Consider the following 11,465-nt stretch of genomic DNA (forward strand, 5'->3'; position numbering starts at 1 on the left):
ATAGGAGTGGAAAAGAGAGAAGACGTATGCCTATGAGAAGAAAAAATCAGCCAGCGTCGATCACGCTGGCACACATTAATGACACCCATTCCTACTTTGAACCTACCTCGTTACAACTGACGCTGGAACATGATGCGGACATTTTAAAACCCTTTGTCAGCGCTGGGGGCTTTGCTCGAATTGCAACCCGTATTGCTCAATTACGCGATGATGCGCAGCGCATGCAGCGCGAATTTCTGTTTTTACATGCGGGAGACTGTTTCCAAGGAACACTCTACTTTTCGCTGTTCAAAGGTAAAGCGAATGCCGACATGCTCAATGCACTCAAGTTAGACGCGATGGCCATCGGTAATCATGAATTGGATATGGGAAATTATCCCGTTGCTCAATTCGCGCAGCGCATTCAATTTCCTTTGTTGGCGGGCAACTGGGATTTATCACAAGAACGAGACAGCAAATCGCTGCGTTTGGGGAGCAACCCTAAAGTCTACAGTTATGATGCGCTTCAGGGCCATGCACGCTGGATTGAGAAAAAGGCGCAGGGTGAAAGAATTGCTATCTTTGGCCTGTCGATTGATAAGATGGCCGATATTGCCAACCCAGACAGTGATACTCCGTTTGTGAACGCCATCGAGACGGCACGAAAGACGATTGCGGCAATCCACCAACACGGCATCAATAAGATCATTTTGCTGAGTCACTTAGGCTATGACGGTGACATTGCATTAGCGGAACAAGTGTCTGGGATCAGTGTGATTGTGGGAGGGCATAGCCATGTACTACAAGGTGATTTCTCAGCCCTTGGCCTCGGCAGTCAAGATGAATATGGCTTAAAAATCAATCACACCTATATCGTTCAAGCTGGATTTTACGCGCTTACTCTTGGTCATTGTCAGATTGATTTTGCCGCCAATGGTGAGGTGACCCGATTTGAAGGGCGGAATGAGCTACTGCTCGGGCGTCGGATGTTCGTTGATGCCAGCATGAGCCAAGAGCAGATCAATGAACGTTACAGCCAAGCGCGTGATGAAGTGGATAACCATCCGAATGTGGTGGTGTGTAAAAAAGATCCTGTGGTGCAAAGTCTACTGCAGGAGAAATACATCCCCCAAGTGCGTCAACTGCAACAACAAATTATCGCTCACGCGGATCGCACTTTACGCCACGTACGCATACCGGATGCTGAAGGCGGCAGTGAGATTGCTCCTCTGGTCGCGAAAGCATTTGTGTATGCATTGAATAAGCGTGGTTTAGACGTTCAGTTTGCCATCCATAATGCGGGTGGTGTCCGTACGTCAATTTTGCCGGGTAGCATCTCGGTTGCCGATGTGGCAGGAAAGCTTTTGCCATTTGCCGTGCCGATCGGTGTTTACCAAGTGAAAGGCGAAGTGATCGCACGCGCTCTGGAAGGTGCGATCAATAACGCGCTCAGTAATGGCGTGCAAGGAACAGGCTCAGGCAGCTATCCATATTGCCATCACCTGCGTTATCAATACTTAGCGGATAAGCCCATAGGTCAACGCATTACACAACTGCAGATCCAATTAGATGGTGAGTGGCAAGCGGTGGATTCTGAAGCCTTGTACTGGGGAACGTCTTCCGCTTATACCATGAAAGGCAAAGAAGGGTATGATGCGCTGCTTGATATGGAAGGTGAGGGTATGGTGACACAGATTTCTATGGCTGATGCCTTTATTGAGCTGCTGTCGGATTGCCCGTCCTTGCTCTCTTTTGATGCGCATGATGCTTGTGAATGCCACCATCATTAAAACAGATATCTCTTTGCCTTGCTGCCTATTTGTGACTGCAAGTGGTTTGGATGTCACGTCAACACCAAGTTGATCAAGTAGGTTGGCATACAGCTTGCTTTGTTCTGCCTGGTTTTTGCTCAATATTGCTGAGCAAGGGGAGGGAGAATATGTTAAGCCGAGATTGGTTCGATACATTAGTGGTAGTGGCTTGGGTGGGGATATGGTCCGCCCTTATCTATCTATTGCCGTTTGCGGGAGTGTAATTATCACGCAATGGTGTATAGAAAAATGGTAAGCCGAACGTGAAGGAGTCATTGAATATGGCTCCTTTTTTGCACTAGACACGGTCAAACCACAGGCATAGAATGGCGACGTTTTGGGGAGTAGTCGCCTTAGGTTTATTTGTCGTCATCACGTTGAGTTTGGCTCAACCGGCAAATATAAGCTCTGAATCCAAGTTCAACGCTTCGACGAGACCAACGCATTCAATACTGCATTTGTTGCAGGAATCATTGGTATGCGGAAGGTCTTGAGGTCTGGCGACGAAGCAAGATCTTCCGTTTTCGGAGGAAAATATGTCCCCAATCACTTATCTTGGCTTTGGCCTACTTACCTTAACTCTTGTAGCCGTTGATCTCTGGCAAACCCGTGGTGGGAATGTCACGATCAAAAAAGCGGCCATCTGGAGCATCGTCTGGTTTCTTCTCGCGTTTGTCTTTGCGATTAGCCTTTATTACGGCTGGCAATGGTACGCCCCTCACAGCAGCTACAGTGCCGAGAAAGCCACTCTTTCTTTTATTACCGGCTATTTGCTCGAAAAGTCGTTAAGTGTCGATAACTTGTTCGTGTTTGCGATTATTTTTCATCAATATTCAGTGCCAGAGCACTTACGCCCACGAGCTTTACTTTGGGGGGTGACCGGCGCGCTGGTTTTACGTGCGATCATGATTGCCGTGGGGGCGCAACTGCTCAGTCAATATCACTGGATCTTATACGTGTTTGCTCTGTTTCTGATTTGGACAGGGATCCAATTGGCGCGCGATAAAGGTGAAGAGTCGATTAACCCACTGCCTGAACGTTTGATTCGTCGTTGCTTCAACGTGACGAAAGAGTATCAAGGCAATGCATTGATCACTAAGCAGCGAGGGCAGTGGTGGGTAACTCCGATGTTTATTGTGATTGGCGTTATTGCGTTCATGGATGTGATGTTTGCTTTAGATTCGATTCCTGCGATTTTTGCCGTGACCCAAGAGCCATTTTTAGTGCTGGCAGCGAACGTGTTTGCTTTATTGGGGCTGCGCTCTCTGTATTTTGTACTTCAAGGCATGATGGATAAATTTTTCTATCTTAAACCAGCTTTGGCTTTCATTATGATGTTTATCGGGGTGAAGATGATGTTAGTTGATTCAGCTTGGGCAATTCCAACGCCGATCTCACTCTGCGTGCTACTGGTGACCATGAGCACGGCGGTGATCGCGTCTGTACTCCGTGAGCGTTCTCAATCCAAACCCATCACAGAGAAAGTCTCTTAAATTTCAAATGTTATCTCCCTGTGCCTCGTTGTTGAGTAGAGTCATGGGGAGATAAAAATATTTTTAGTAAATAAGTTGTTAAAGTTTTTTGTGTTGTAAAAAATGGCGTCATAGTTATGCGTGAAAGGCGCTTAAAGTTTGAACTTTTTCGTGACTTGTTGAATATCTAAATGGCAGCATGTTAATGCATTGTTTCATTAGTTTTAATAATCCAAATCGTCAAAATTAGTCATTTTCTAACCAGATGTGCATTGACTAATATTCACCTCAACAAAGTAAGTTACCGATTCAAGAGAGGCAATCATGGCTCAGGCAATGCAAATGGGAACAATGACAGTCCCAACCTCTAAGGATAAAAAAACCTACGCGGTTAACTTCAAAGGATTGATTGCTCATCTGTTTGACATTCTGTTTGTAGATAATGCACCACGTCATTACTACGCGACTGAAATGTCAGCACACATCCAAAAAGATGTGGGTTTATACCGTTAAGCGTAAATAGAGTTTAAAAAGTCGGCATTTGCCGACTTTTTTGTTTCTTGAAGAGCGTATTTGCTACGAATATGCTTCAAGCTTTCACTCGCTCAATCGTCGATTACTTTTTACGGCAATACTCAGCAATGATGTACATGGTTTGGCCGTTTACCTTACCTTGAATGTGCTTTGGATCTTCGGTTAACGCGATACCGCGTACTGCAGTACCTTGTTTGATGACCATGCTTGAGCCTTTGACTGGTAGATCTTTGATGACGGTGACATCGTCACCTTTTTTCAGCTCGACACCATTTACATCGCGTGGTTTTTCCGCATCATCGTCCATGCCAATTTCTGCCCACTTAGCGGACTCTTCATCGAGATACATCATATCCAGCAGATCACGAGCCCAGCCTTCCGTTTCAGAAATACGTTTCAGTTGGCGCCATGCGAGAACCTGAACAGGTTGAACTTGGCTCCACATACTGTCATTCAGACAACGCCAATGGTTCATATCCACCGTTTCTGGGTTTTCGATTTGTCCTTTACAGGTGTCACACAGCATCACTGCGTGATCGACAGTGACGAGGGCATGCGGAGCAACCACAAAAGGAGAAAGAGGAGCAGAGGCCGCGCATAGCTCGCATTGTGATTGACAGCGTTCAAGTAAAGTTGCTTCAGTAGACATAGTACCCACCTTGTAAATAAATGTAAGCGCGTATTATCCATTTTAAACTCAGAATTTAAAGGGATATTCGGCAATTTACGGCAAAACACCACTTTTCTGCGCCAATCACTTGGATCAAAAAGAGTAAATTTCTGCTTCTTCTCAAGGCATTCGGTATAATGCGGCATCATTTTTTGACGACTGGATTGAGCTTTGGAACTGCTTTGTATTGATTATTTAGGTAAGCCACTAAGACTTGAAGGGACGATGGCGGGTTGGCAGCAACTGTTTTGGGACAACATTTTGGTTGCTCAGCGCCCAGCACAAGAACAGTATGAAGGGGATATTCAACACCATTTCCAACTGACTCAAGGGGAGCATGTGTTGGAGTGTTGTCTCGAGATCGCACTGACTTGGCAACCGTTTCAGTTAAAGTACCAAACCAAACTCAACGGTGAGCTTGTGGCGCAAGGCATGCGCAGTGAAAAGGATGTTGAACGCCAAACACCGTATGAGGCCCCTAAGGTAGAACGTCGATTCAGTGTTATCGGCCTTGTCTCTTTAGCGATGAAAGCACTCAAAAGTGCCAAAATGATCAAAGTGGTCATGGCATCGGCCAGTTTGGCCGCCTACTCTTGGCTTTTTTCGTTTCAATTTGCGCTCGCCCTGATCGGCTGTTTGGTTTTCCATGAGTATGGCCATGTAAGAGCCATGAAATATTTTGGCATGAAAACCAAAGGCATCTATCTAGTGCCATTCCTTGGTGGACTCGCCCTCAGCGATGAAAAGATCAATACCCGTTGGCAAGACGTGGTGATTTCGATCATGGGACCGTGTTTTGGCTTCCTATTGTCCTTGTTGCTAGTTGGTGTTTACTGGGTGACGGATTCGCCTTTCTGGGCAGCGCTGGCAGTATTTAATGCGTTTCTTAATTTGTTTAATTTATTGCCTGTTTTACCACTGGATGGTGGACACATTCTCAAAAGCGTGAGCTTTTCGATGAACAGTAAAATGGGGGTAATCCTCTGTGTGCTCGCGATTCTTGGTGGGATTGCGTTAAGTTACAGCTTGGGCTTAACCCTGTTTGGTTTCTTACTTTTGATGGGCGCACTGGATATTGTTTTTGAGTGGCGTCAGCGCCATCACAGTCATTTGTTACCCCTCAACCGTTATGCACAAATGGTGTCAACCGTCTGGTACTTTGCTTTAGTCAGTGGATTGATTGCCATCATCATCGGTTTTGCTTCGACAGGAGATACGTTGCTAAGCCTGCCGTTGTTGATTCTGGGCACATAATTAAAAGGAAGCCGAATGATTCACGTTCGGCCTCCTTAACTCTCTATTAGGCATCAACGCCAGTCACTATCCCAGTAATCTCGTCCTTCAGGAGCGTAAGGCTCATCAGACCAAGGCTGCGCTTTACCGCGTAGCTGCTCCAATTGCTGTTCGAGTAAGTTAACCGTTGCCAAATCTCCTTCTGAGCAAGCCACATAAATTTCTTGCTCAATGGCTTCGATGCGATCACGAATGTTCATCCAATACCTCCTGTGATGGCTCTCTGCATAGTGCATGTCAAACATTAGGACAACACAATAATGGATTCTATCCCATCTAGGACAAGTTTAGCCTATCCCCTTTATTTCATAGCACGCGGCCAGAGTAAAAATGAATAGCACTGCTTGATACGTATGGATGTGTACAAAGGATTCCCCTTAAGAGAATTTTTCTTAAGGGGAAGAACTTGGTTCAACGGTTTTCGAAACGGTTGTAATCGAGCAAACCAAACTCAATGGGTTGATCTTGGCGATACCATTGATGCACAAGATCGCTAAATGCCCAAAATTCGGGTGAGCTGCGGCGTACTGCAAAACGATCCAATAGGGCGACATAATCTTGCTCTGACTTCATCGCCGCAAGGCGTTGATACAGCTCCGGGATCTGGTTTTCTTTCAGTGTTAAGTACGCCGATGGATAACTGCCGACCACTCCGCGCACTAAAGTCAAATTATCATTTTTGGGGTCGCGGTTGTTCTGTTCATCAAACAAGCTCGAGATATTGGTGTGGGCATTGTTGTGAATGAGTGTAAACAGTTGCGGTCTACCTTGTTCACTTTCAATCATCAACATCATCAATTGCGGAATGGGCAGCAAACCTTCACCATGCAGATGATCAATCTGGCGCAAAGCAAACTCATGTTCGGCTTTGAATCCCGTTTGAGTTATCACGTATCGATCACTCAATACTGGTTGTACTTGCTTGCGGAGTTTAGCAAACAGCTCCTGTTTCGGGTTATCAGTTACATAGTGAACGCTGGTTGGCTGATTAAAGGGTTTTACGTTACGTTGCAAGAAATCGGAAAACTGTACACTTTGATTTTGGTACCAGCTAGAGAACTCCTGATGGCGCATATCGCGTGGGAGTAGGGCAACAAAATTACTCTCACCTTCCATGCGCAGAAAATCCATGAACATACGAGTAATCAACTGATGTCCGAAATTACCATACACATCAAAACCAGCAACCAGCAGATAATGAATGCGCTCAAGTAGCGCATAATCCATTATCCAAGCGGTTTTTGGAGGTTCACCCACCAATCCTTGCACGACAGATGCGCTATCGAAATGGCGGAAAATCGTTAACGCGGCATTGGGGTTTGTGCCCGCTCCATCCCAAATGATGTCCGTGGTAAGGTGCGTACCATTTTTAAACCATTGATTAATAAATTCAGATTTTGCTTCGAGATAACGACTTTGTTGTAGCGAATAACGTACCCAGTTACTTAGCGGCAGTGCCGTATTCTCTTGTTCAGCCGGTAGCCTTAAATTATCGACTTGTGAGCGATAAAATTCGTTTACTTCTGGAAGATCGGCTTTCTCAGGATCGAGGAAGAAGACCCAGAATCTATCGTTAATCACATTCAGCGCCAACTGGCCTCGACACACTGGACCTTTGATAAAGGCCATCACCGTATTTTGCGCATTATCGAGCAAGAACTTAAAGCGCGCTTTAACGGGAAGGTCGATGAACGCGGACATCGGGTTTGCGGCAATATCCGGACGATAACTTGGAAGCTCGGCAACCTCATAATCCGCATCAATAAACCAGAGTTTCCAGTTCGCAATCCGTTGCTTGTGGAGTGCGAAAGGCATGTGAGTTTTATCGACAATCGTCTCTTGTTCTGGCACAAGGCGATAATAGACTCGCTCAACGCCCGGATCATCGTACGGACGACGCGTCACGATTCGTTTTACAGGCTCACCCGGTGGAGTATTGGATCGGATGAGTTTAAAGAAACGAGGCCGCTCCTGCGCTATCTCTGAAAAGTACAGATGTGAGAGGAATAGATGCTCGTAGATATAGCGTGCTGCGAGCTGATTTTTACGCGAGCTATGATTTAACAAGGCTTCGTATTCCGTAACCAAAGCTTGTTCTTGCGCACTCAGCGGGAGCGCTTGATTCATCACGGCTCCCTCTTGTAGCCAAGAGAGCAGGGTAGCGTACTCCTTGGGTGATAAATTCGGCATACCAAAGGGCATTCCCCAATTAGGATTCACTTGTTCGAAGTGATCCATTTCGTTGATCGTTGGGCAGGTTTGCTCACGATCAATAGAAAAATCAAATCCTTGTAACTGATCTTGCTGTGGCAGTGGATGACGCTCTTTCTGCATCAGTAAACGTGCCATCACCCCAGCATCAAGATTGGCTTGCGCGGTTTGATCTCGCTCATTCAGCACGGGATGAAAACCAGCAGCTCGCCACTCTTGGGTTAACTGAGCATCTTCGTAGAGACGAGTTGGAGTGGCTGCCGTCAGCCGCGTTCCCTGATAAACCAACGCTTTGCTCGCCCCGCGATCAATGCCTTCAGCCGAGGTCATTTTGAGCTGACAGGGGGCATCGTAACAGGCGTGACAGACGACACAGCGGTTATCTAAGATGGGTTTTACTTCGTTTAAAAAATGCTGAGCTTGGCTAGAGTGCAAAGGCAATTGTCGCTCACGTACCTGCTCTGTTCCAAAGAGCTGATCATAGTTGATGCCTGCGTACATGGCGCAACCAGAGAAAATCGTGGCCAGCAGCAACAGAATCGAAGATTTGAAATTCATAATGACAAAATTCAAGAAGAGAATAGGTGAATTAAAGCAAAGGAAGAGGGGAGATGTCCAACTCACGGTGTACTTTCATTCCGCTTGCTTTAAAGAAACAAGTGTATACCCAAACCACTTTGAGTTGCAGGTAGCGGCAAGTGAGTGACAAATTTGTCTGGAACAAATTTGCACAGCCATCGGCTGGCCTTTGGTGAGAGCCAAGGATGGCTCTCATAATCCCCATGAGCATAGATAGACTATGTGATTGGGGAGAATGAACGTAGCCAACACCGCTGCAGCTTCAAGTCTGACGGGGATAGAAATGCAAATAGCCTGACTGGGTCAGGCTATTTATACAAAAGCTTACGCTGCTTAGGCGGTTTGCAACTGGGCCACTTTCTCCGCTGAAATAGGCTTGGTGATCAGAGCAAGAAGGATACACACGGCCATCATTGCTGCAGAAATGGTGTATGCCAAGTTGTAGCCGCCACCATGAGTCATTGAGTAACCCACGACTGCCGCACCAATCGCGCCACCAATGCCCCATGAAGTGTAGAGTACGCCATAGTTGGTGCCGTAATTTTTCAAGCCATAGAATTCTGCCGTGATCGATGGGAACACCGCCAGTAGCGTACCGTAACCAACCGCGGCAATCGCCGTGCCGATGATTAAGGTGAATTCTGAGTCAAACGTGGCGAACAGCACCATGTTTCCACCTTGCAGCAAAAATGCCAGCAGCAAAGTACGCACGCCACCAATTTTATCTGACAAGATACCCGCAGCAACGCGGCCGCCTGAGTTGAAAATCGCCAAGATTGAGGCAAGGTATACCGCGTTCGGTAGGTTTGCTTGCACGCTAGCGATGTTCGTGATGTTACCGATGATCATCAAACCAACAGAAGCTGCAAGAGCATACATCAGCCACAATGCATAGAACTGAGGTGTTTTCAGCATGGCTTTCCAGCTTAAGTTGGCGACTTTGGCAACTACTTTTGCTTCTTGACCGGCTTTCAGTTTCGGCTCTGCAGGCACATAACCCGCTGGCGGATTGTTAATCGTACAGGCGAGCGGTACCGCAATCACCAGTACACCCGCGCCCAGAATCATAAAGCTGGTTTGAATGCCTAAGTGAGTAATCAAGGCTGACGTCAGTGGCGCAAGATAAATCGCTGCCAGACCAAAACCCGCTGCAATCAGGCCATTTACCATGCCTTTTTTACTTGGGTGGAACCACTTCATAGCGGATGGAGAGAGGCAAGCATAGCCAAAACCGATACCTGCACCCGTCATCACGCCGAAGGTGAGATTGAGCATCAAAACAGAAGAAGCAAAACCTGAGGCAATCATGCCTAAACCCGTTAAGGTGGTACCTAAAATCAAGATATTACGTGGACCCATGCGGTCTTGCAGAATGCCAGCAACTAAAAGACAGACAGAAAAAGCGATGGTTGCAATAGCATAAGGGGAAGAGGCATCCGCTGCACTCCAGCCAAAGTCGGTGACTAGGGCTTTATTAAAAACGCTCCAGGCATAAAGAATGCCAAGACAAAGGTTGATACAGAAACCCGCCAGCAGAATGCGCATAGCTTTATCAATCTTGCTCATTATTTGTGATACTCAGTAAAAATTAGGATAGACAACCCCGTTATCTGGGGTATTTGTTCAAAATAACTTTGCAAAATTCAACAATTCTGGCAAAGCGCGCGGATTATAACCAATAGCCTTGTGATTGGAATCACTTTTTAAAGGCGAATAAAAAATAAATTTCGCTTGTTTCGTCACTGTTGTATTTGTGAAGAAATGTAATGGTTTTCAGTGGGTCAACCCAATCATTCAGCGTGATGAATTACCAGTAAACATTAAGTGGGCTAATGTTAGCTTCTTGTATGTAACTATATGTTTATTAAATGATTTAACCAATAAGCAAAGCACTTGGTCAAAATAGGGTTAATTCATTTTCTTCCCCCTTCAAAAATTGAAAAAAGCCTCTACTATCGCCCACCTTTTTCAAATAAGTGGAGATTAATATGAGACAGAAAGCATTTAAAATGGCGCTGATTGCAGGATTGGGTGTCACTTCCTTAACTGGATGTATGGGACAAATGGCAGCGACCGGACTGGTCAATAAATTCAATTTAGAAGTGGTGGATAATCGCTACGCGCGAGAAGGCCTGTTTTTACTACTTTCACCCGTCTATGGTTTAACCAGCACAGCCGATCTGTTTATTTTTAACTCGATTGAGTTCTGGACAGGTAAAAACCCCATTTCAGGAAAATCGCCAGCGGTTGTTGATATTCCTGCTAAAGCGATTATCAAAGTCAATGATCAATTAGATCGCTCTTTGACAGAAGCGCCGCTGCAAACACAAGTACGCCCGATCGAAAAAGCAACGCTAGAGCAACTTGATTCGCATACGCTTCAGATGGAAGTCACCTATGTCGATGGCAGTCATAAAGTATTGCGTGGCGAAAAAGGTCAAGATGAGGTCACTTTTTATCTAGATGGTGAACTCTTTACCGTTGTTAGCCAGCAAGAGCTCAATGCTTATATCGAGGCAAGTCAAATTTAATCGTTTGCTCGGCAAATGGTTTGGTTCCGACTACGGATTCAGCCCGCGAGCGGTATCTCAGCCGAAAAAGGTTATCATGAAGAGCCAAGGAGGGTTCACACCCAAGTGAGATTGCACTCTTTTTAGTCGAAAATTGGATGGTTTGCTCAACTCATAATCAAACAGCATGCAAATGATTAAAAAGGGGTTTTCTTTTCGTAAGAGTGTGGCATAGTAGCGGCGTCTCTTCGATGCGCGGGCATCGTATAATGGCTATTACCTCAGCCTTCCAAGCTGATGATGCGGGTTCGATTCCCGCTGCCCGCTCCAATATCCTGCACGTTACCTCATATCTACCAACGTACTATAGCCTGAATAAATCAAAAAGCTTAAGTTAACTTCGTGC

The 11,465-nt window shown here is 45.9% G+C and carries 9 protein-coding genes and 1 tRNA gene; 6 read left to right on the forward strand and 4 right to left on the reverse strand.

Annotated features, from left to right (window positions below):
* Positions 1-26: 26 nt before the first annotated feature.
* The 3 genes from R4537_RS02000 (at position 27) to R4537_RS02010 (ending at position 3,775) form a co-directional block, all read left to right on the forward strand.
* The gene (locus R4537_RS02000; RefSeq protein ID WP_071178069.1) at positions 27-1,769 is read left to right on the forward strand and encodes a bifunctional metallophosphatase/5'-nucleotidase; all 1,743 of its coding nucleotides are present in this window, start codon (positions 27-29) and stop codon (positions 1,767-1,769) included.
* A 557-nt stretch (positions 1,770-2,326) separates the two neighbouring features.
* Positions 2,327-3,283, forward strand: coding sequence for a TerC/Alx family metal homeostasis membrane protein (locus R4537_RS02005; RefSeq protein WP_071178070.1), 957 nt, complete (start codon positions 2,327-2,329; stop codon positions 3,281-3,283).
* 303 nt (positions 3,284-3,586) lie between these two features.
* Entirely contained in the window at positions 3,587-3,775 is a 189-nt protein-coding gene (locus R4537_RS02010; protein WP_000035884.1) for a hypothetical protein, read from the forward strand.
* 103 nt (positions 3,776-3,878) lie between these two features.
* Here the strand turns inward: R4537_RS02010 and R4537_RS02015 are convergent, their stop codons facing one another.
* Positions 3,879-4,445, reverse strand: a complete 567-nt coding sequence (locus R4537_RS02015) for a PhnA domain-containing protein (protein WP_071178071.1) — start codon at positions 4,443-4,445, stop codon at positions 3,879-3,881.
* A gap of 192 nt (positions 4,446-4,637) precedes the next feature.
* Here R4537_RS02015 and R4537_RS02020 point away from each other — a divergent pair, with 192 nt between their 5' ends.
* On the forward strand, positions 4,638-5,720 hold the full coding sequence (locus R4537_RS02020) for a site-2 protease family protein (RefSeq protein WP_001924102.1): 1,083 nt from the start codon (positions 4,638-4,640) through the stop codon (positions 5,718-5,720).
* A 53-nt stretch (positions 5,721-5,773) separates the two neighbouring features.
* Here the strand turns inward: R4537_RS02020 and R4537_RS02025 are convergent, their stop codons facing one another.
* The 3 genes from R4537_RS02025 to R4537_RS02035 form a co-directional block, all read right to left on the reverse strand.
* Positions 5,774-5,959, reverse strand: a complete 186-nt coding sequence (locus R4537_RS02025) for a hypothetical protein (protein ID WP_001025949.1) — start codon at positions 5,957-5,959, stop codon at positions 5,774-5,776.
* Between the two features lie 211 nt (positions 5,960-6,170).
* On the reverse strand, positions 6,171-8,528 hold the full coding sequence (locus tag R4537_RS02030; protein WP_071178072.1) for a fatty acid cis/trans isomerase: 2,358 nt from the start codon (positions 8,526-8,528) through the stop codon (positions 6,171-6,173).
* 354 nt (positions 8,529-8,882) lie between these two features.
* Complete coding sequence (locus tag R4537_RS02035) at positions 8,883-10,115, reverse strand: L-lactate MFS transporter (protein WP_000034193.1); 1,233 nt, start codon at positions 10,113-10,115, stop codon at positions 8,883-8,885.
* A 422-nt stretch (positions 10,116-10,537) separates the two neighbouring features.
* On the opposite strand from R4537_RS02035, the gene R4537_RS02040 reads away from it, so the two are divergent.
* Together R4537_RS02040 and R4537_RS02045 are read left to right on the forward strand one after the other, a co-directional pair.
* Positions 10,538-11,080: a DUF3332 domain-containing protein gene (locus tag R4537_RS02040; RefSeq protein ID WP_071178073.1), complete on the forward strand. Its 543-nt coding sequence runs from the start codon at positions 10,538-10,540 to the stop codon at positions 11,078-11,080.
* A 234-nt stretch (positions 11,081-11,314) separates the two neighbouring features.
* Positions 11,315-11,389 (forward strand) — tRNA-Gly (locus R4537_RS02045).
* Positions 11,390-11,465: the final 76 nt, after the last annotated feature.

The sequence above is a fragment of the Vibrio paracholerae genome, assembly GCF_037672085.1.
Taxonomy (GTDB): Bacteria; Pseudomonadota; Gammaproteobacteria; order Enterobacterales; family Vibrionaceae; genus Vibrio; species Vibrio cholerae.

Bases quoted from the DNA above. Each gene is read 5' to 3' on its own strand.
- R4537_RS02030 (WP_071178072.1), bottom strand. From the start codon at position 8,528: ATGAATTTCAAATCTTCGATTCTGTTGCTGCTGGCCACGATTTTCTCT.
- R4537_RS02025 (WP_001025949.1), bottom strand. From the start codon at position 5,959: ATGAACATTCGTGATCGCATCGAAGCCATTGAGCAAGAAATTTATGTG.
- R4537_RS02015 (WP_071178071.1), bottom strand. From the start codon at position 4,445: ATGTCTACTGAAGCAACTTTACTTGAACGCTGTCAATCACAATGCGAG.
- R4537_RS02010 (WP_000035884.1), top strand. From the start codon at position 3,587: ATGGCTCAGGCAATGCAAATGGGAACAATGACAGTCCCAACCTCTAAG.
- R4537_RS02040 (WP_071178073.1), top strand. From the start codon at position 10,538: ATGAGACAGAAAGCATTTAAAATGGCGCTGATTGCAGGATTGGGTGTC.
- R4537_RS02005 (WP_071178070.1), top strand. From the start codon at position 2,327: ATGTCCCCAATCACTTATCTTGGCTTTGGCCTACTTACCTTAACTCTT.
- R4537_RS02000 (WP_071178069.1), top strand. From the start codon at position 27: ATGCCTATGAGAAGAAAAAATCAGCCAGCGTCGATCACGCTGGCACAC.
- R4537_RS02035 (WP_000034193.1), bottom strand. From the start codon at position 10,115: ATGAGCAAGATTGATAAAGCTATGCGCATTCTGCTGGCGGGTTTCTGT.